Source organism: Tistlia sp., assembly GCF_040905785.1.
Classification (GTDB): Bacteria; Pseudomonadota; Alphaproteobacteria; order Kiloniellales; family DSM-21159; genus Tistlia.
Map to the genome: position 1 here is coordinate 1 of NZ_JBBDQW010000058.1, position 18,833 is coordinate 18,833.

At 72.2% G+C, this 18,833-nt stretch carries 17 protein-coding genes and 1 tRNA gene; 14 read left to right on the top strand and 4 right to left on the bottom strand.

All coding sequences use genetic code 11. The annotated features are described in order from the left end of the window. Positions 1-90 precede the first annotated feature (90 nt). The 7 genes from odhB to WD341_RS13435 all read left to right on the top strand — a co-directional run bounded on the left by odhB (position 91) and on the right by WD341_RS13435 (position 7,825). Positions 91-1,503, top strand: coding sequence for a 2-oxoglutarate dehydrogenase complex dihydrolipoyllysine-residue succinyltransferase (gene odhB, locus WD341_RS13405; protein ID WP_368425970.1), 1,413 nt, complete (start codon positions 91-93; stop codon positions 1,501-1,503). Between the two features lie 26 nt (positions 1,504-1,529). Beyond that, positions 1,530-2,945, top strand: coding sequence for a dihydrolipoyl dehydrogenase (lpdA, locus tag WD341_RS13410; RefSeq protein ID WP_368425971.1), 1,416 nt, complete (start codon positions 1,530-1,532; stop codon positions 2,943-2,945). 112 nt (positions 2,946-3,057) lie between these two features. Then, positions 3,058-4,221: a COX15/CtaA family protein gene (locus WD341_RS13415; RefSeq protein WP_368425972.1), complete on the top strand. Its 1,164-nt coding sequence runs from the start codon at positions 3,058-3,060 to the stop codon at positions 4,219-4,221. 30 nt (positions 4,222-4,251) lie between these two features. Further along, positions 4,252-5,385 (top strand): iron-containing alcohol dehydrogenase, encoded by a 1,134-nt coding sequence (locus tag WD341_RS13420; protein WP_368425973.1) that lies wholly within the window; start codon positions 4,252-4,254, stop codon positions 5,383-5,385. 35 nt (positions 5,386-5,420) lie between these two features. Continuing rightward, on the top strand, positions 5,421-6,044 hold the full coding sequence (locus tag WD341_RS13425; RefSeq protein WP_368425974.1) for a glutathione S-transferase family protein: 624 nt from the start codon (positions 5,421-5,423) through the stop codon (positions 6,042-6,044). A 7-nt stretch (positions 6,045-6,051) separates the two neighbouring features. After that, a complete protein-coding gene (locus WD341_RS13430; protein ID WP_368425975.1) occupies positions 6,052-7,179 on the top strand; it encodes a M14-type cytosolic carboxypeptidase in 1,128 nt (375 codons plus the stop codon). Positions 7,180-7,204: 25 nt separating this feature from the next. Next, positions 7,205-7,825 carry a flavin reductase family protein gene (locus WD341_RS13435; RefSeq protein WP_368425976.1) on the top strand — a complete coding sequence of 207 codons (621 nt, stop codon included), beginning with the start codon at positions 7,205-7,207 and terminating at the stop codon, positions 7,823-7,825. Between the two features lie 35 nt (positions 7,826-7,860). On the opposite strand, the gene WD341_RS13440 is transcribed toward WD341_RS13435, so the two are convergent. Then, a tRNA-Gly gene (locus WD341_RS13440) sits at positions 7,861-7,934 on the bottom strand. Positions 7,935-8,110: 176 nt separating this feature from the next. Between WD341_RS13440 and WD341_RS13445 the strand changes: the two genes are divergently transcribed. From WD341_RS13445 to argE, 7 genes are all read left to right on the top strand, one after another. After that, positions 8,111-9,328 (top strand): ABC transporter substrate-binding protein, encoded by a 1,218-nt coding sequence (locus WD341_RS13445; protein WP_368425977.1) that lies wholly within the window; start codon positions 8,111-8,113, stop codon positions 9,326-9,328. Beyond that, the gene (locus tag WD341_RS13450; RefSeq protein WP_368425978.1) at positions 9,304-11,064 is read left to right on the top strand and encodes an ABC transporter permease; all 1,761 of its coding nucleotides are present in this window, start codon (positions 9,304-9,306) and stop codon (positions 11,062-11,064) included. Before WD341_RS13445 ends, WD341_RS13450 begins: the two co-directional genes overlap by 25 nt. Before the next feature lie 37 nt (positions 11,065-11,101). Next, the gene (locus tag WD341_RS13455; protein WP_368425979.1) at positions 11,102-11,785 is read left to right on the top strand and encodes an ATP-binding cassette domain-containing protein; all 684 of its coding nucleotides are present in this window, start codon (positions 11,102-11,104) and stop codon (positions 11,783-11,785) included. Positions 11,786-11,991: 206 nt separating this feature from the next. Further along, the gene (locus tag WD341_RS13460) at positions 11,992-12,819 is read left to right on the top strand and encodes an OmpA family protein (RefSeq protein ID WP_368425980.1); all 828 of its coding nucleotides are present in this window, start codon (positions 11,992-11,994) and stop codon (positions 12,817-12,819) included. Between the two features lie 208 nt (positions 12,820-13,027). After that, the gene (apaG, locus tag WD341_RS13465; protein ID WP_368425981.1) at positions 13,028-13,423 is read left to right on the top strand and encodes a Co2+/Mg2+ efflux protein ApaG; all 396 of its coding nucleotides are present in this window, start codon (positions 13,028-13,030) and stop codon (positions 13,421-13,423) included. A 129-nt stretch (positions 13,424-13,552) separates the two neighbouring features. After that, entirely contained in the window at positions 13,553-14,998 is a 1,446-nt protein-coding gene (locus WD341_RS13470) for a TrkH family potassium uptake protein (protein ID WP_368425982.1), read from the top strand. Positions 14,999-15,037: 39 nt separating this feature from the next. Then, complete coding sequence (argE, locus tag WD341_RS13475; RefSeq protein ID WP_368425983.1) at positions 15,038-16,213, top strand: acetylornithine deacetylase; 1,176 nt, start codon at positions 15,038-15,040, stop codon at positions 16,211-16,213. 26 nt (positions 16,214-16,239) lie between these two features. On the opposite strand, the gene WD341_RS13480 is transcribed toward argE, so the two are convergent. From WD341_RS13480 to argF, 3 genes are all read right to left on the bottom strand, one after another. Beyond that, the gene (locus WD341_RS13480) at positions 16,240-16,830 is read right to left on the bottom strand and encodes a hypothetical protein (RefSeq protein ID WP_368425984.1); all 591 of its coding nucleotides are present in this window, start codon (positions 16,828-16,830) and stop codon (positions 16,240-16,242) included. 88 nt (positions 16,831-16,918) lie between these two features. Then, positions 16,919-17,920: an Hsp33 family molecular chaperone HslO gene (locus WD341_RS13485; protein WP_368425985.1), complete on the bottom strand. Its 1,002-nt coding sequence runs from the start codon at positions 17,918-17,920 to the stop codon at positions 16,919-16,921. Next, on the bottom strand, positions 17,917-18,831 hold the full coding sequence (gene argF, locus WD341_RS13490) for an ornithine carbamoyltransferase (protein ID WP_368425986.1): 915 nt from the start codon (positions 18,829-18,831) through the stop codon (positions 17,917-17,919). Before argF ends, WD341_RS13485 begins: the two co-directional genes overlap by 4 nt. Positions 18,832-18,833: the final 2 nt, after the last annotated feature.

The window sequence follows — 18,833 nt, forward strand, 5'->3', positions numbered from 1 at the left end:
GCCCCTGCCCCTGCCCCTGCCCCTGCCCCTGCCCCTGCCCCTGCCCCTGCCCCTGCCCCCTCCGGCGGCGGCAAGAGCCACGACGTCGCGGTGCCGACGCTCGGCGAGTCGGTCAGCGAGGCGGTCGTCGCCAAGTGGCTGAAGCAGGCCGGCGACAGCGTCGCCGCCGACGAGGCGATCGCCGAGCTGGAGACCGACAAGGTCAGCCTGGAGGTCAACGCACCGGTCGCCGGCACCCTGTCCGAGACGCTGGTCGAAGAGGGCGCCAGCGTCGAGGTCGGCACGGTGCTGGCGCGGGTCACCGAGGGCGACGGTGCCGCGGCGCCTGCGCCCGCTCCCGCGCCCGGCCCGGCGGCCGGGAGCAAGCCCGCCGCGAAGGGTCCGAGCGACGCGGTCCAGGAAGGCGACACCGGGGCCGGCTCGGTGACCGGGCCGCTCGATCCCCGGGGCCAGGCCCAGGGCGACGAGGCCGCGCTGGCCGCCGCGCCGGGGCTCGACCCCAGCGCCGCCCGCCGCACCGACGGCAAGGTCACGGCGAGCGACCTCGCCGGCTTCCTGGCCCAAGGCGTGCCGAGCTCGGCCATGACGCTCTCGCCGGCGGTCGCGCGCCTGGTCGAGCAGCACGGGCTCGACCCCTACCGGATCCCGGCGACCGGGCCCCAGGGCCGCCTGACCAAGGAGGACGTCGAGGCCGTCGTCGCGGGCCGCGCGGAGCTGAAGCCCAAGCCGGCGGTGAGCGGCCGCGCCGCTCCGGCGCCGGCGGCGCAGCCCGCCGGAGAAGCGCGCGCCGAGACCCCCTCGGGCCCGCGCGAGCGGCGCGAGCGCATGTCGAAGCTGCGCCAGACCATCGCCCGGCGCCTGAAGGAGGCGCAGAACTCGGCGGCGATGCTGACGACCTTCAACGAGGCCGACATGTCGGCCGTGATGGCGCTCAGGAACCGCTACAAGGAGGGCTTCGAGAAGAAGCACGGGGTCAAGCTCGGCTTCACCGCCTTCTTCGCCAAGGCCTGCGTCAAGGCGCTGAAGGAGGTGCCCTCGGTCAACGCCCGGATCGACGGCACCGACATGGTGTTCAACGAGTTCTACGACATCGGCATGGCGGTCTCGGCGCCCCAGGGCCTGATGGTGCCGGTGATCCGCGACTGCGACGGCAAGTCCTTCGCCGAGATCGAGAAGGCGCTGGGCGACCTGGCGGGCCGGGCGCGCGACGGCAAGCTGTCGCTCGACGAGATGCAGGGCGGCAGCTTCACGATCACCAACGGCGGCGTCTTCGGCTCCCTGCTCTCGACGCCGATCCTCAACGCGCCGCAGTCGGGCATCCTGGGCCTGCACAAGATCCAGGAGCGGCCGGTCGCGATCGAGGGCGCGGTCGAGATCCGGCCGATGATGTACCTGGCCCTGTCCTACGACCACCGCATCGTCGACGGCCGCGAGGCCGTCACCTTCCTGGTCAAGGTCAAGGAAGCCGTCGAGGATCCCGAGCGCCTGCTGCTCGACCTCTAGCACAGCGGAACAGGAGCTTAGCGAACATGGCCGAGCAGGCTTACGACCTCATCGTGATCGGCGCCGGGCCGGGCGGCTACGTCTGCGCGATCCGCGCCGCGCAGCTCGGCCTCAAGGTCGCCTGCGTAGAGAAGCGCGCGACCCTGGGCGGGACCTGCCTCAACGTCGGCTGCATCCCCTCCAAGGCGCTGCTCCAGGCCAGCGAGAAGTTCGAGGAGGCGCAGCACGCCCTGGCCGGCTTCGGCGTCAAGGTCGGCAAGGTCGAGCTCGACCTGAAGACGATGCTCGGCCACAAGGACAAGGTCGTCGAGGCCAACGTCAAGGGCATCGAGTTCCTGTTCAAGAAGCACAAGATCGACTGGCTGAAGGGCAGCGGCCGGATCGCCGCCCCCGGCAAGGTCGAGGTCGCGGGCGAGCAGGGAAGCAAGAGCTACGAGACCAAGAACATCGTCGTCGCCACCGGCTCGACCCACCTCGACCTGCCCGGCGTCGAGATCGACGAGAAGCGCATCGTCTCCTCGACCGGCGCGCTCGGCTTCGACAAGGTGCCCAAGCACCTGGTCGTGGTCGGCGGCGGCTACATCGGCCTGGAGATGGGCTCGGTCTGGCTCCGCCTCGGCGCCAAGGTCACGGTCGTCGAGTTCCTCGACCGCCTGGTGCCCGGCATGGACGGCGAGATCGGCAAGCAGTTCCAGCGCATCCTCGGCCGCCAGGGCATGAGCTTCAAGCTCTCGACCAAGGTGACCGGGGCCAAGGCGACCAAGAGCGGCGTCAAGCTGACGGTCGAGCCGGCCGGCAAGGACAGCAAGGGTGGGCCGGAGACCCTCGAGTGCGACGCCGTCCTGGTCGCGATCGGGCGCAAGCCCTACCTCGAGGGCCTGGGCCTGGAGGAGGCCGGCGTCGCCCTGGACGAGCGCGGCCGGATCGCGGTCGACGAGCATCTGGCGACCAACGTCGAGGGCATCTACGCCATCGGCGACGCGATCCCCGGCCCGATGCTGGCCCACAAGGCCGAGGAGGAGGGCGTCGCGGTCGCCGAGCACCTCGCCGGCGAGGGCGGCCATGTCAACTACGAGACCGTGCCGGGCATCGTCTACACCTGGCCGGAGGTCGCCAGCGTCGGCCGCACCGAGGAGGAGCTGAAGCAGGCCGGGATCGCCTACAAGGTCGGCAAGTTCCCCTTCATGGCCAACGCCCGGGCCCGCGCCATGAACGCGACCGACGGCTTCGTCAAGATCCTGGCCGACGAGACGACCGACCGGATCCTCGGCGCGCACATCCTGGGCCCCGACGCCGGCAACCTGATTCACGAGGTCGTCGTGACCATGGAGTTCGGCGGCTCCGCCGAGGACCTGGCCCGCTCCTTCCACGGCCACCCGACGCTCAACGAGGCGGTCAAGGAGGCCGCGCTGGCCGTCGCCGGCCGCCCGATCCACATCTAGCGCGCAAGGCCCTTTCCGAAAGCCGCGCGCGCCCTGCCGTCGCCCTCCCGTGCGCCATGCCAGCGGCATCGCGTCGCTGGCCTCTCCGGGCGCCGGCCGATATATCGGCGCCATGTCCGCGGTCGCTCGCCCCGATTCCACCCGCCGGCCGGCGCCGCGCGCCGTCGCGCTCTGGCTGCTCGCCTGCTGCGGGATGATCTTCGCCATGGCCGTGATCGGGGCGATCACCCGGCTCACCGAATCCGGTCTGTCGATCATGGAGTGGGCGCCGGTCAGCGGCGCGCTGCCGCCGCTCGGCGAGGCGGAATGGCGGCGGCTCTTCGCGCTCTACCAGCAGACCGGCGAGTACCGCAGCCTGCCCGGCGGCATGACGCTCGAGGCCTTCCGCTCGATCTTCTGGTGGGAGTGGCTGCACCGGCTCTGGGGCCGCCTGATCGGCGTCGTCTACCTGCTGCCCTTCCTGTGGTTCCTGTGGCGCCGCCAGGTGCCGGCCGGCTTCGCCGCGCCACTGTGGATCGGCTTCGGCCTCGGCGCGCTGCAGGGCGCGGTCGGCTGGTTCATGGTCGCCAGCGGCTTCTCCGATCGCACCGACGTCAGCCAATACCGCCTGGTCCTGCACCTCGGGCTGGCGCTCGTCATCTACGCCTACCTGCTGTGGCTGGCGCTCTCGCTGCTGCGCCGGCCGCGGCCGGCGCCGGCCGGCGCGCCGGGGCGCAGCCTGTGGCTGTTCTTCGCCCTGCTGGCGCTGACTCTGGCCGCGGGCGGCTTCGTCGCCGGCACCGACGCCGGCATGACCTACAACGAGTTCCCGACCATGGACGGGCGCCTGGTGCCGGCCGGCTACGCGCCGCTGGAGCCCTGGTGGCTGAACTGGTTCGAGACCATCGAGGCGGTGCAGTTCAACCACCGCCTGCTGGCGACCCTGCTGCTCGCCGGCGCCCTCGCCCTGGCCTGGGACGGCTGGCGCCGGGCGGCACGGGCGCCCGGCGCGGCGCCGCTCGCCGGCGACCTGGCGTTGCTGGCGGCGGCCTGCCTGCTGCAGTACGGCCTCGGCATCGCAGCCCTGCTGGCAGCGGTGCCGGTCTGGCTCGGTGCGCTGCACCAGGCCGGGGCCCTGCTGGTGCTGACCGCCGCCGTCTCGGCCCTGCACCGGCGCTTCTCGCGGCCGCTCGCGACGCCGCCCGCCGGCGCGGAGGGCGCAGGGCGGCTTGACGCGGGGCCGGCGGGCGCAGAGGCTGCGCGCCCCGAACGGACGCGCGAGCCTGGACCCCCATGACCCCGATGGCCCCATGACCCCGATGGCCCCATGACCCCGATCCTCTACCTGACCCGCATCCTCTTCGACTTCGGCGCGCTGAAGGCGCTGCCCGAGGAGCTGGCCGCGCTCGGCGTGTCCCGGCCGCTGCTGGTCACCGACCGCGGCATCGTCGCCAGCGGCCTGGTCGAGACCTTGCGCGCAGCGCTGCCGGGGGGCGCCGAGCTCGCGCTCTTCGACGGCACGCCGGAGAACCCGACGGAGGCGGCGGTCGAGGCGGCGGTGGCGGCCTACCGCGCGGCCGGCTGCGACGGCCTGATCGCGCTCGGCGGCGGCAGCTCGATCGACCTCGCCAAGGGCGTCGCGCTGCTCGCGACCCACCCCGGGCCGCTCGAGCAGTACGCGGCGATCCTCGGCGGCGTGCCCAAGATCACCGAGCGGGTCGCGCCGCTGATCGCGATCCCGACTACCGCCGGCACCGGCAGCGAGGTCGGCCGCGCGGCCCTGATCACGCTGAGGGACGGCCGCAAGCTCGGCTTCCTGGCGCCGCACATGATCCCGCGCGTCGCGCTCTGCGACCCCGAGCTGACGCTCGGCCTGCCGGCGCGCCTGACCGCGGCGACCGGCATGGACGCCATCACCCACTGCGTCGAGACCTTCCTCAGCCCGCGCGACAACCCGCCGGCCGAGGCCATCGCCCTCGACGGCCTGGCACGCGGCTGGAGCCACATCCGCCGCGCCGTCGCCGACGGCTCGGACCGCCAGGCGCGGCGCGAGATGCTGCTGTCGTCGCTGATGGGCGGCATGACCTTCCAGAAGGGCCTGGGCGCGGTTCACGCCATGTCGCACCCGCTCGGCGGCCTGGACAGCCCGCGTCTGCACCACGGCACGCTCAACGCCGTGATCCTGCCGGCCGTGCTGCGCTTCAACGCCGGCCACGTCGGCGACAAGTACGCGCGCCTGGCCCGCGTCCTCGGCCTGCCCGAGGCGGCCGACCTGGCCGAGGCGGTCGAGGGGCTGAACGCCGACCTCGGTCTGCCGGCCAGCCTCAGGGAGATGGGCGTGCCCGCCGAGGTCCTGCCGCGGATGGTCGAGGGCGCGCTCGCCGACCATTCCAACGCCAGCAACCCGCGCCAAGCGACCAAGGCCGACTACGAGGCGCTCTTCGCCGCCGCCTACGGCTGAACCGCACCCCCCAGGAACCGACAGGAGACCTCGACATGCAGCTGCTCGGCCGCGACCTTTCGCCCTTCGTGCGGCGCAGCGCCGTCAGCCTGCTGACGCTCGGCTTCGAGTTCGAGCGGCGCCTGCTCGCGACCGGCGCCGACTTCGAGGCGATCAAGGCGGTCAACCCGCTCGGCCGCGTGCCGGCGCTGGTGCTGGACGACGGCGAGATCCTGGTCGATTCGGCCGCGATCCTCGACTGGGCCGACGAGCAGGTCGGGCCGGAACGTGCCCTGGTGCCGCCTGCGGGCGCCGAGCGCCGGCAGGTACTGCGCAGCGTCGCCCTCGCCCTCGGCGCCACCGAGAAGGCGGTGCAGTCGCACTACGAGCGCAACCTCAAGGCCGAGGGGCGCACCGACCCGGCCTGGGTCGAGCGCCTGGAAGGCCAGTCGGCCGGCGGCTTCGCCGCGCTGGAGCAGGCGCTCGGTGACAAGGAGTGGTTCCACGGCCGCATGACCCAGGCCGACCTGACCGCCGCCGTCGCCTACGACTTCGCCGGCGTGATGGCGCCCGGCGTCGTCGCAGACGGGCGCTACCCGCGCCTCGCTGCCCTGACCGAGCGCCTGAACGCCCTGCCGGCCTTCCAGGCGACCAGCCTCGATTCCTTCCGCAAGCCGTAGCCGCTCGATGGAAATCTCCGCCGACTTCGAGGGCGGCAACATCGAGGTCGTCGCGATCGACCCCGGCGGCGAAGACCGCGACAGCGCGCGCCTGCGCATCCGCAAGGACGGCCGCGCCGACTTCTTCCAGTGGTTCTGCTTCAAGGCCGCGGGCAGGCCGGGCGCGCACTGGTCCTTCGCGATCGAGAACGCCGGCGCCAGCAGCTATCCCCGCGGCTGGGAGGGCTACGACGTCGTCGCCTCGACCGAGGGCCCGGGCGGCTCGCCGGACGCCTGGGTGCGGGTCCCCTCCTCCTATGCCGACGGGCGTCTTTCCTGGTCCTTCGCGGCGGCCGGGGGCGAAGCCTGGTTCGCCTACTTCGCGCCCTACTCCCCGGCCCGCAACCAGGCCCTGGTCGCGCACACCGCCGAGAGCCCGCTGGTCCGCCACGAAGTGCTGGGCCGGACCCTGGAGGGCCGGCCGCTCGACCTGCTGAGCGTCGGCCAGGGGCCGAAGCCGGTCTGGGTGATCGCCCGCCAGCACCCGGGCGAGACCATGGCCTCCTGGTGCGTCGAGGGCCTGCTCGAGCGGCTGCTCGACCCCCAGGACGCGGTCTCCCGGGCGCTGCTGCAGCGGGCGACGCTCCACCTCGTGCCGCTGATGAACCCCGACGGCGCCGCTGCCGGCCACATCCGCAGCAACGCCGCCGGCACCGACCTCAACCGTGCCTGGCGCAACGCCACGCCGGAGGCCAGCCCCGAGGTCTGGTTCGTGCGCGAGCGGATGAAGGCGACGGGGGTGTCGCTGTTCCTCGACGTCCACGGCGACGAGGCGCTGCCTTACGTCTTCGTCGTCGACGCCGACAACGTGCCCTCCGTGACGCCGGAGATGGTCGAGCGGCGCCAGCGGTTCGTCTCGGTGCTGGAGCAGACCGACCCGGACTTCCAGACGCGGCACGGCTATCCGCCGAGCCCGACCGCCAATCTCGACATCGGCTCGAAGTGGGCGGCCGAGGCGTTCGGCTGCCTGTCGATGACCCTGGAGCAACCCTTCAAGGACTGCGCCAACAGCCCGCTGCCCGCGCTCGGCTGGTCGCCGGGCCGCTGCAAGCGGCTCGGCGCGGCCTGCCTGACGGCGATGCTCGCGGCGCTCTAGAAAAACAGCGAGAAGAGGAGCGCCGATGCGCGAGTTTCACGTCTACGATCCGCGCGAGGGCCACGGCCTTCGCCACGACCCGCTCAACTCCATCGTGGTGCCGCGTCCGATCGGCTGGATCTCGACGCTGGGCGCCGGGGGCGTGCTCAACCTGGCGCCCTACAGCTTCTTCAACCTGCTGAGCTATCGGCCGCCGATCGTCGGCTTCTCCAGTACCGGCGTGAAGGACAGCCTGCGCAACGTAGAGGCGAGCGGCGAGTTCGCCTGGAGCCTTGCGACCCGGCCCCTGGCCGAGGCGATGAACGCGACCAGCGCGGCGGTCGGCCCGGAGGTCGACGAGTTCGCCCTGGCCGGCCTGACGCCCGCGCCCTCGCAGAAGATCGCCGCGCCCCGGGTCGGCGAGAGCCCGGTCTCCTTCGAGTGCAAGGTGACGCAGATCCTGCGCCTCGACGGCCACGACGGCCTGGAGGGGACCTCCTGGCTGGTGCTCGGCGAGGCGGTGGCGGTCCACATCGAGAAGCGGCTGATCCGCGACGGCGTCTACGAGACCGTCCTGGCCGAGCCGATCGCGCGCGGCGGCGGCCCGACCGACTACTTCTGGGTCGGCGAGGAGAACCGCTTCCACATGCGCCGGCCGGAGGCCTGACGGCGATCGCGCATCACGGGCTGGGAATGGCCGGCTGGAGCGGGTGAAGGGAATCGAACCCTCGTCGTAAGCTTGGGAAGCTTCTGCTCTACCATTGAGCTACACCCGCTTCCGCTCCGGCCGTTCGATTATGTCGCAGAGAGCGGGCGCCCTGACAAGAGGGCGGAAGAACCTTGCCCCCTGTCCCTTGCTGCCGCGATCGTGAAGAGCGCTTGCTAGGCAGCCGCGCCGGGGGGCAGCCATACTCCCGCCCGATCGATTGCGGCTGCGGAAGGGGACGAGACGATGAACCGAGGACTGCGCCTGCTCGGCGCCGCGGCCCTGGCGGCCGGACTGGCCGGCGTTTCGCCGGCGCCGGCGGCGCAGCCGCTGACCTGGGAGCAGGCGCTCGAGCGGGCGCCTGGGCAGACCCTCTACTGGAACGCCTGGGCCGGCGACGAGCGGGTCAACGCCTACATCGCCTGGGTCGGCGCCCGGCTCGAGGAGCTGCACGGCGTCGAGCTGGTCCACGTCAAGCTCACCGACACCGCAGAGGCCGTCGGCCGAGTGCTCGCCGAGACGGCGGCCGGCAAGACCGAGGGCGGCTCGGTCGACCTGGTCTGGCTCAACGGCGAGAACTTCGCGACGATGAAGGACAACGGCCTGCTCTACGGCCCCTTCGTCGAAGCGCTGCCGAACTTCGCCCTGGTCGACACCCGCAACAAGCCGACCACCCTCGTCGACTTCACCGTGCCGACGGACGGTCTGGAAGCGCCCTGGGGCATGGCCAAGCTCAACTTCGTCTACGACTCGGCCCGGGTCGAGGAGACGCCGGCCTCGGTCCGGGGCCTGGCCGAGTGGGCGGCGGCGCATCCGGGGCGCTTCACCTACCCGGCGCCGCCCGACTTCCTCGGCTCGACCTTCCTGAAGCAGGCCCTGATCGAGCTGACCGAGGACGCCGACCTGCTGCAGCGCCCGGTCGAGGACGACGCGCAGTTCGAGGCCGCGACGGCGCCGCTCTGGGCCTACCTCGAGACCCTGCACCCGCAGCTCTGGCGGGGCGGCCGTCTGTTCCCGGCAAGCGGGCCGGCGCAGCTCCAGCTGCTCGACGACGGCGAGCTCGACATCGCCGTCTCCTTCTACCCCTCGGAGGCGCAGTCGCTGATCGACAACGGCCGGCTGCCGGAGAGCGCGCGGGTCTTCCTGCTCGAGGAGGGCACGATCGGCAACACCCACTTCGTCGCGATCCCCTTCAACGCCCAGGCCAAGGCCGCGGCGATGGTGGCGGCGAACTTCCTGATGAGCCCCGAGGCCCAGGCCCGTAAGCAGGACCCGCGCCACTGGGGCGACGACACGGTGCTGGCGCTCGACCGCCTGGACCCCGCGCAGCGCGCCCTCTTCGAGGCGATCCCGGCGGGGCCGGCGACCCTGCCGCCGGACCGGCTCGGGCCGGTGCTGCTCGAGCCGCACCCGAGCTGGATGACCCGGATCGAGGCCGAATGGGCGCGACGCTACGGCGCCTGAGCGCGGCGCCGCGCCTGGCCGGCGCCGCGAGCCCCTTCGACTGGACGCGGCCGGTCCCCGCCCTGACCCTGGCGCTGTTCCTGCTGCCGATCGGTGCCGGCCTGCTCGGCACGCTGCTGCCCGCCTTCGGCTGGCAGCCCGGGCTCGCGGGCGAGGCGCCGGGCCTGGCGCCCTGGCGGGCGCTGTTCGACCAGCCGGGGCTGGAGCGCTCGGTGCTGGTGACGCTGGTCTCCGGCATTGGCGCCACCCTGGCGGCCTTCGCCATCGTCGTCGCCTTCTGCGCCGGCTGCCACCGCAGCCGGCTGTTCCGGCGCCTGCGTCTGGTGCTGGCGCCGCTGCTCGCGGTGCCGCACGCGGCGGCCGCCATCGGTCTGGCCTTCCTGATCGCCCCGAGCGGCCTGCTGGTCCGGCTGGTCTCGCCCTGGGCGAGCGGCTGGGCGCTGCCGCCCGACGTCGCCTCGGTCAACGATCCCTGGGGTCTCGCCCTGACCCTGGGGCTGACCGTCAAGGAGCTGCCCTTCCTGCTGCTGATGACCCTCGGCGCGCTCGGCCAGGTCGGGGCGCGCGAGCCCCTGCGCACCGCTCGCTCGCTCGGTTACGGCCCCACCACCGCCTGGCTGAAGACCGTGCTGCCGGCGCTCTATCCGCTGATTCGCCTGCCGCTCTACGCCGTGCTCGCCTTTTCGCTGTCGGTCGTCGACATGGCGATCATCCTGGGCCCGAGCACGCCGCCCAGCCTGGCCGTGCTGGTGCTGCGCTGGTTCTACGACCCGGACCTCTCGCTGCGCTTCGTCGCGGCGGCCGGTGCCACCCTGCAGCTCGGCCTGGTCGCCGCCGCGATCGCCCTGTGGGCGCTCGGCGAGCGCCTGGTCGCCCGGGCCGCCCGGCCCTGGCTGGCCGGCGGCGGGCGCGGCGGCGACTGGCCCGGCGGCGCCCGCCTCGCCGATGCGGCGGGCCGCACCGCGGCGCTCGGCGCCGTCGGCCTGGGCCTCGCCAGCCTGCTCGGCATCGCGCTCTGGTCCTTCGCCTGGCGCTGGCGCTATCCCGACGTCCTGCCGACCAGCTGGTCGCTCGAGAGCTGGCGGCGCCAGCTCGAGGGCCTGGGCGCGACCGGCGGCACGACCCTGGCACTCGGCCTCTGCGCGACCGTGATCGCCCTGGTCCTGGTCGTCGGCTGCCTGGAGCGCGAGCAGCGCGGCGGCCGGCGCCCGGGCCGCGGCGCGCTCTGGCTGCTCTACCTGCCGCTGCTGGCGCCGCAGATCGGCTTCCTGTTCGGCGTCCAGGTGCTGGCGGTGCGGCTCGACCTCGCCGGCGGCTGGCTGGCCCTGGTCTGGAGCCACCTGCTGTTCGTCCTGCCGTACGTCTTCCTGGCGCTGGCCGAGCCCTACCGCTCGCTCGACCCGCGCTACGGCCGGGCCGCCCGCTGCCTGGGCGCCGGGCCCGAGCGCCTGCTGTGGCGGATCCGCCTGCCGATGCTGCTGCGTCCCCTGCTGTTCGCCGCCGCCGTCGGCTTCGCGGTCTCGGTCGGTCAGTACCTGCCGACGCTGTTCCTCGGCGCTGGCCGGGTCGCCACCCTGACTACCGAGGCGGTTGCGCTCAGCGCCGGCGGCGACCGCCGGGTGCTGGCGGTCTACGCCTTCCTGCAGGCCCTGCTGCCGCTGCTCGGCTTCCTCGCCGCGATCGCCCTGCCGGCCTGGCTGTTCCGGCGCCGCCGCGGCGCGCGGGCGCCGCAATGAGGACAGCGGCAGTGAGAATAGCGGCGAGAATAGCGGCGTGAGCGCGCCGTCGACCGGGGACGAGGAGGCCCTGCTGCTCGAGGGGGTCGAGATCCGGCTGGCCGGCCGGCCGCTGATCGTCGGGCTCGACCTGAGCGTGCCGCCCGGCGTCGTCGTCACGCTGATGGGCCCGAGCGGCACCGGCAAGTCCAGTCTCCTCGATTTCCTCTGCGGCACCCTCGACCCGGCCTTCGAGGCGCGCGGACGGGTCAGGCTGGGCGGCCAGGACCTGCTGGCGCTTCCGCCCGAGCGGAGGGGCCTCGGCATGCTGTTCCAGGACGACCTGCTGTTCCCGCACCTCAGCGTGGGCGAGAACCTGGCCTTCGGCATCCCGCCCGAGCTGCGTGGCCGCCGCCGCCGCCTGGCGCGCGCCGCCGAGGCGCTGGCCGAGGCCGGGCTGGCCGGGTTCGAGGACCGCGACCCGGCGACCCTGTCCGGCGGCCAGCGTGCGCGGGTCGCGCTGTTCCGTACGCTGCTCGCGGCGCCGCGCGCCCTGCTGCTCGACGAGCCCTTCGGCCGGCTCGACGTCGCGCTGCGCGATCGGGTCCGCCGATTCGTCTTCGATCACGCCCGCGCGCGGCGCCTGCCGACCCTGCTCGTGACGCACGATCCGGCCGATGCGGCCGCCGCTGCCGGCCCTTTGGTCCAACTTTCGACATCCGGGATGCAACAATCTGGCTAATAGCGCGTTTAAACGAGGATTTTGCCGGTTCTTGTCGTGTCGGTCTCTTTGACAATGGCAGTTGTTGCGGCTATTTTCCGCCTCAGGAATGTGAGAAGCTGCCACCTGGCGCGCTTTCACGCATTCGGCGAGAACAGCCGTTCCGGTTGACTTTGGGGGAAGCCTTCCAGAACCATGGGTGCCAAGGACGAAGGAGGACAGAGTTAATGTCACGGATTAAGCTGCTGGGCGCGTTCGCTGCGCTCGGACTACTCGCCGGCTGCGTCACCGGTTACAACATCGATGCAGCCAAGGAAGTCGACGCCGGGGGCGGCAGCGCCTTCAATGCGGCTCTGGTCGAGGAATATCGCGACCTGACCGTATTCGAAGCCGACGAGATGTACGACTGGCCCGACGCCGACCTGTTCGCCCGCAAGGCGCTGGCCGCGGCCAACGGCGAGACGGTGCTCCCCGAGGACCTCGCGAACTGGGATCTCCCGGTCGACAAGGTCGACGAGATCGCCGGCTATCGGGCTGAGCTGATCAGCCTGCTCGACGCCAACGCCCGGACCCGGGTGCCCGAGGATGCGGCACGCGCTCAGGGCCGTTTCGACTGCTGGGTCGAGCAGCAGGAAGAGAACCACCAGCTGGACCACATCGCGGCCTGCCGCGAGGAGTTCCTGGCTGCGCTCGAGCGACTGAAGGTGACCCCGGCGCCGATGGGCCCGGATCGCTTTACGGTCTACTTCGACTTCGATCGCTCGAACATCCGTCCGGACGCCCAGGCCGTCCTGAACGACGCGGTCGCCGCCGCCCAGAGCGAAGGCGTCTCGGAGTTCGCGCTGACCGGTCACGCCGACCGTGCGGGTCCGCCGGACTACAACCTGCGTCTGTCGATCCGGCGCGCCGAGTCGGTCCGTGACTACCTGGTGAGCCGTGGCTTCATGCCGCAGAACGTCTCCGTCGCGGGTCGCGGCGAGTCCGATCCTGCGGTGCCCACGGTCGACGGTGTCCGTGAGCAGGCCAACCGCCGCGTCGAGATCATCTTCCAGTAGATCGACACGACGGACTGAAGTCGGGCGGCGCCGTCCCCATCCGGGGGCGGCGCCGCTCCGCTTTTCGGCCCCCTTCCGCGCCCAGCGGGGCGGGGCTTTTTCGTGCGTCTGAGCCGCTTCCTTTCCCTTGCCAAGACCGGCGAGCGGACGCAGCCTTGCTGGGATGAAGCAGTCGCTCCGGCGGGGGCGGCAGGAGCAGGAGGGCGCCATGAGGTACGCCGAGACGACAGCCGGCATCACCGTCGAGGTCGAGCCGCACTTCCTGGAGGAGCAGTCCTCACCCGCCGACGGCCACTACGTCTGGGCCTACAGCGTGCGCATCGCCAACCACTCGGCCGCACGCGTCCAGCTCCTGTCGCGCCATTGGTGGATCACCGACGCGCTCGGCCGCACCCAGGAGGTGCGGGGACCGGGGGTCGTCGGCGAGCAGCCGCACATCGCCCCCGGCGAGGCCTTCGAGTATGCCAGCGGCGCGCCCCTGCCGACCGCCTCGGGCATGATGGTCGGCAGCTACCAGCTGATCGGCGAGGACGGCCGGCAGTTCGACGTCGCGGTGCCGGCCTTCAGCCTGGACAGCCCGCACGAGCCGATGACCGTGAACTGATGCCGCGCCGGCTGCGGCAGGCGCTGCGTCGCCTCTACTCCCCGCGGTTTTCCTGCTAGGGTGACCGCCGCACGCCGGGCTTCGCGGCGCTTCGCTCCGCACGTTTCCGTTCCTCTCGGTCCCAACGGCATGGTCGATTTCCGCCCGATTCTCTTCGTCATCGGCGTGCTGCTGTCGGTGCTCGCCGTGGCCATGGCGATCCCGGCCATCGTCGATGCCGCGAGCGGCCATGCGGACTGGCAGGTCTTCGCCGCCGCCGGCGCCGTCACCCTCTTCGTCGGCATCTGCCTGGTGCTGACCATGCGCAGCGGCTGGGGGCCCTTCACGGTGCGCCAGGGCTTCCTGCTGGTCACCCTCGCCTGGTTCGTGATCGCGCTCTTCGGGGCGCTGCCCTTCGCCTTCGCCGGGCTGCAGATGACCCCGACCGATGCCCTGTTCGAGGCCATGTCGGGGGTGACCACGACCGGCGCCACGGTGATCGTCGGCCTGGACGCGGCGCCGCCCGGAATCCTGCTCTGGCGCGCCATCCTGCAGTGGCTCGGCGGCATCGGCTTCATCGTCATGGCGGTCGCGGTGCTGCCGGTGCTGCGCGTCGGCGGCATGCAGCTGTTCCGGGTCGAGGCCTTCGAGACCGACAAGGTCCTGCCGCGCGCCGCACAGCTCGCGGCCGAGATCTCGATCGTCTACCTGGCGCTGACCGCGGCTGCGGCGCTGCTGTTCTGGAGCCTCGGCATGAGCGGACTCGACGCCGTCGCCCATGCCATGACCTCGATCGCCACGGGCGGCTACTCGACCCGCGACGCCTCGATCGCCCATTTCGATTCGGCGGCCATCGACTACGCGGTCTCGCTGGTCATGGTCCTCGGCTCGATTCCCTTCGTGCTCTACCTGCGGGCCCTGCGCGGCCGGCCGCTGGCCCCGCTGCGCGATTCCCAGGTGCGCTGGATGCTGATCGTGCTGGCCGCGGCGATCGCGGTGCTCAGCCTGTGGCTGGTCGACGGCGGCCAGCTCGAGCCGCTCGACGCGCTGCGCTACACGACCTTCAACGTGATCTCGGTGATGACCGGCACCGGCTATGCGACCACCGCCTTCGACCTGTGGGGCGGCTTCGCGATGGTCGTCTTCTTCATCCTGATGTTCATTGGCGGCTGCGCCGGCTCGACGAGCTGCGGCATCAAGATCTTCCGCTTCCAGATCCTGGCTTCGACCGCCGCCACCCAGCTCAAGCGGCTGATGCAGCCGCACGGCGTCTTCATGGCCTACTACCACGGCAAGCCGGTGTCCGAGGAAGTCTCGCTGTCGGTGACCTCCTTCTTCTTCCTGTTCATCGGCGCCTTCTGCGCGCTGGCCGCGGCGCTCGGTTTCGTCGGGCTGGACTTCGTCACCGCGATCTCGGCCGCGGCGAGCGCGATCGCGAACGTCGGCCCGGGCCTCGGGCCGATCGTCGGCCCGGCCGGCACCTACGAGAGCCTGCCCGACGCCGCCAAGTGGCTGCTCTGCGCCGGCATGCTGCTCGGCCGGCTCGAGCTGTTCACCGTGCTCGTGCTGTTCATGCCGCACTTCTGGCGCAGCTGAACGGTTCCCTCGCGCAACGAAGTGGAATACTAAGCTTCCATGCCTAAGCGACGCTATTCCCCGCGGGAGATGCTGGCCGTGCTGGTCGGCTTCGATACCGTTTCACGCAGCTCCAACCTCGCGCTGATCGACTGGGTCGAGAGCTATCTCGCCGACTACGGCGTCGCCTGCCGGCGCAGCTACGACGACACGGGCGCCAAGGCCAACCTGCTGGCGACCCTGGGTCCCTCGATCGAGGGCGGCATCGTGCTCTCCGGCCATAGCGACGTCGTGCCGGTCGACGGCCAGGGCTGGGCCAGCGACCCCTTCACGATGACGGAGCGCGAGGGCCGGCTCTACGGGCGCGGCACCGCCGACATGAAGGGCTTCCTGGCGACGGCGCTGGCCCTGGTGCCGGACTTCCTGGCGCGGCCGCTGGCCCGGCCGATCCACATCGCCCTGTCCTACGACGAGGAGGTCGGCTGCATCGGCGTGCACCGCCTGATCGACGACCTGACGCGGAACCTGCCCAGGCCGGCGCTGGTCGTGGTCGGCGAGCCGACCAGCATGCGCGTCGTCAACGCCCACAAGGGCGTCGCCGGCTTCGTCACGCGCATCCACGGCCGCTCGGCGCATTCGAGCCAGCCGCACCGCGGCGGCAACGCGATCGTCGCGGCCGCCCGGCTGATCGCCGAGCTGCACGGGATGGCCGAGGAGAAGAAGGCGGCGCCGCAGCCCGGCAGCGGCTTCGTGCCGCCCTACACGACCTTCGGCATCGGCGTCATCCAGGGCGGCTCCGCCCTCAACATCGTCGCCGAGCACTGCCAGTTCCAGTGGGAGTTCCGCAGCCTGCCCGGCGACGATGCCGAGACGATCCTCGCCCGCTTCGAGAGCTTCGCCCGCGACACCGTTCTTCCCGACCTGCGGGCGCACGCCCCCGAGGCCGAGATCGTGACAGAGACCCTGGCCGCGGTGCCGCCGCTGGCGCCGGAGGAGGAGGGCCTGGCCGAGACGCTGCTCAAGCGCCTGACCGGCTCCAACCGCGCCGAGGTGGTGTCCTACGGCACCGAGGGCGGCGTGTTCCAGCACGCGGGCCTCTCGACGGTGATCTGCGGGCCCGGCTCGATCGATCAGGCGCACCAGGCCGACGAGTACCTCGAGCTCGAGCAGCTCGAGCTCTGCGCCGACCTGCTGGGCCGCCTCGCCGACTGGGCGCGGTGCGCCGAGGCGGCCTGAGGGCCGGCAGGCGGGCTGCCTCCGGCCTACCGCAGATAGCTGCTCAGGCTGCCGCGGATCTGCCGTTCCATCTCGTCGTCGAAGTCGCGCATCAGCTGTTCGGTGAGCCGGAACCAGATCTGCTCGCGCTCGGCCAGGGTCGCGTTCTCGGGCACCGTGGTCGAGCGGGTCGCCTCGGCCTGGGCGTAGGCACTGCGCCGCCCGTCGGGCTCGAAGATCGCGATGTCGGCCGCGATCCGGCCGTCGTAGCGCTCGGTCTGGTCGGTGGTGAAGGCGCCCCTGATGCCGCCGGTACGCTCCAGGGGCACCTCCTGCACCGAAGCGTCGCGGATCGTGACCACCGCGCGCCGCGGCCCGCCCATGGCGAGCAGACGCTCCTTCGCCCAGCGCTCGGCCAGCGCGTCGGGCGGCTGCGGGAAGAGGTGGCCGACGTAGGGCGGCTCGCGGCTCTGGCGGTCGTTGCGGACAACCTCGATGCTGCCGGCGTCGAGCCGCAGGCTGCCTTCGTGGCCGAAGCCGATCTGCGGGAAGGCCGACTTGGGCGGCGGCGACTGGCAGCCGGCGAGCAGCAGCAGGGCGGCGGTCAGCGAGGCGGCCAGGGCGGTCGTGAGTCTCATCGGCTAGGGCCTTTTCCTGTCTGCGGGCAGTTGTCGCGGACCCGCCCCTGGAAAGCGGCGAGGCGCGGCTTCGGTTCCGCGCACCCCCTCAGCCCGGGCCGCCGCCCGGGCTCTCGTAGAGCCGGTCGAGGGCCGCCTGGTCGAAGCGGAAATCGCGGCTGCAGAACTCGCAGGTCATCACGACCTCGCCCTCGACCTTCATGTCGTCGAGTTGCTCGCGCGGGATCGAGCGCATGATGCCCTCGACCCGCTCACGGCTGCAGCGGCAGCCGACCGCGACCGGCCGCGGCTCGAAGACGCGCAGGTCCTCCTCGTGGAACAGGCGGAACAGCAGGCGCTCCGGCGAGACGGTGCGGGCGGCGAGCTCGGCGTCGCTGCAGGAGGCCATCAGGATCAGCGCCCGGCGCCAGTCCTCCTCGGCAACGTCGCCGCCGAACTCGCCCGTCGGCTGGCCGTCGGAGCGGCCGCCCTCCTCGGGGATCCGCTCGATCAGCAGGGCGCCGGCGCGCCAGCCCTCCTCGGTGCGGGTGCAGGCGACCAGGATGCCGGCGTTGAGCTGCTGCGACTGCCGGAAATAATGCAGCAGGCAGTCGGCGAGGCGCGGTCCGGTCAGCTCGACCAGCCCCTGGTAGCGCTCCGAGTAGACGCCCTGGTCGACCGTGAAGGCCATGTGGCCGGCGCCGAGCCAGCGCTCGATCGAGCGGTCGTCCGCGGCAGCCGCCTCGGTCGCGGCGGCGAGGCCCTCGGCGTCGAAACCGGCGTAGCCGCGCAAGGCGCCCTCGTGGGTGATGTCCGCGACCATGGTGCGGACCGGGCCCTCGCCCTTGATCTGCAGGGTGAAGACGCCGTCGTACTTGAGCGAGGAGCCGAGCACGGCGGCCAGCGCCAGCAACTCGCCGAGCAGTGCAGCGACCGGCTCCGGATAGCCCGGCCGGGTCAGGATCGTGTCGAGCGCCGGGCCGAGCCGGACCAGGCGCCCGCGCACGCCGCTGCGCTCGAGCAGGAACGGCTGGATCTCGTCGTCGACGCTGGGGTCCCAGTCGGGCTGCCGGACCTCGCCCGCGGTCTTGCTTCCGCGGTCCCCGGTCATGGCGCCTCCAGGCACCAGAGCAGGATGCCCTTCTGCGCGTGCAGTCGGTTCTCGGCCTCGTCCCAGACCACCGAGCGCGGGCCGTCGATGACCTCCTCGGTGACCTCCTGTCCGCGGTGCGCCGGCAGGCAGTGCATGAAGATCGCCTCGGGCCCGGCCTGGGCCATCATCGCCTCGTCGACCTGATAGCGCCGCAGGACGTTGTGGCGGCGCATCGAATCGCCGACGTCGTCGCCCATCGAGACCCAGGTGTCGGTGACCACGCAGTCGGCGCCGCGCATTGCTTCGGCGGGATCGTCCGTGACCAGGATGCGCCCGCCCTCGCCGGCCGCCCAGGCCAGGATCTCCTCGGGCGGCTGCAGCTGCTTCGGGCAGGCCAGCCTGAGCTCGAAGTCGAAGCGCACGGCGGCGTGGATCCAGGAGGTCGCCATGTTGTTGCCGTCGCCCGACCAGGCGATGACCTTGCCGGCGATGGGCCCGCGATGCTCCTCGAAGGTCATGACGTCGGCCATCAGCTGACAGGGGTGGGTGCGGTCGGTCAGGCCGTTGATCACCGGCACGGTGGCGAACTCGGCGAGCTCCAGCAGCTTCTCCTCGCGGGTCGTGCGGATCATGATCGCGTCGACGTAGCGTGACAGCACGCGCGCCGTGTCGGCGATCGTCTCGCCGCGGCCGAGCTGGCTGCCCGAGGGCTCGAGCACGATGGCCTCGCCGCCGAGCTGGCGGATGCCGAGCTCGAAGGACACGCGCGTCCGGGTCGAGGGCTTCTCGAAGATCATGGCGAGCGCCTTGCCGGCGAGCGGCCGGTCGGCGCCGGCGGCGCCGCTCTTGCACTGCTTGCCGCGCTCCAGGATGGCGCGCAGGTCGGCCGTGCCGAAGCGGTCGAGGTCGATGAAGTGCCTGGGCGCCATGG

Bases quoted from the DNA above. Each gene is read 5' to 3' on its own strand.
- WD341_RS13435 (WP_368425976.1), top strand. From the start codon at position 7,205: ATGCGCGAGTTTCACGTCTACGATCCGCGCGAGGGCCACGGCCTTCGC.
- argF (WP_368425986.1), bottom strand. From the start codon at position 18,831: ATGGCGCCCAGGCACTTCATCGACCTCGACCGCTTCGGCACGGCCGAC.
- WD341_RS13450 (WP_368425978.1), top strand. From the start codon at position 9,304: ATGGGCGCGACGCTACGGCGCCTGAGCGCGGCGCCGCGCCTGGCCGGC.
- WD341_RS13415 (WP_368425972.1), top strand. From the start codon at position 3,058: ATGTCCGCGGTCGCTCGCCCCGATTCCACCCGCCGGCCGGCGCCGCGC.
- WD341_RS13420 (WP_368425973.1), top strand. From the start codon at position 4,252: ATGACCCCGATCCTCTACCTGACCCGCATCCTCTTCGACTTCGGCGCG.
- apaG (WP_368425981.1), top strand. From the start codon at position 13,028: ATGAGGTACGCCGAGACGACAGCCGGCATCACCGTCGAGGTCGAGCCG.
- argE (WP_368425983.1), top strand. From the start codon at position 15,038: ATGCCTAAGCGACGCTATTCCCCGCGGGAGATGCTGGCCGTGCTGGTC.
- WD341_RS13425 (WP_368425974.1), top strand. From the start codon at position 5,421: ATGCAGCTGCTCGGCCGCGACCTTTCGCCCTTCGTGCGGCGCAGCGCC.
- WD341_RS13460 (WP_368425980.1), top strand. From the start codon at position 11,992: ATGTCACGGATTAAGCTGCTGGGCGCGTTCGCTGCGCTCGGACTACTC.
- WD341_RS13430 (WP_368425975.1), top strand. From the start codon at position 6,052: ATGGAAATCTCCGCCGACTTCGAGGGCGGCAACATCGAGGTCGTCGCG.
- lpdA (WP_368425971.1), top strand. From the start codon at position 1,530: ATGGCCGAGCAGGCTTACGACCTCATCGTGATCGGCGCCGGGCCGGGC.
- WD341_RS13445 (WP_368425977.1), top strand. From the start codon at position 8,111: ATGAACCGAGGACTGCGCCTGCTCGGCGCCGCGGCCCTGGCGGCCGGA.
- WD341_RS13485 (WP_368425985.1), bottom strand. From the start codon at position 17,920: ATGACCGGGGACCGCGGAAGCAAGACCGCGGGCGAGGTCCGGCAGCCC.
- WD341_RS13470 (WP_368425982.1), top strand. From the start codon at position 13,553: ATGGTCGATTTCCGCCCGATTCTCTTCGTCATCGGCGTGCTGCTGTCG.
- WD341_RS13480 (WP_368425984.1), bottom strand. From the start codon at position 16,830: ATGAGACTCACGACCGCCCTGGCCGCCTCGCTGACCGCCGCCCTGCTG.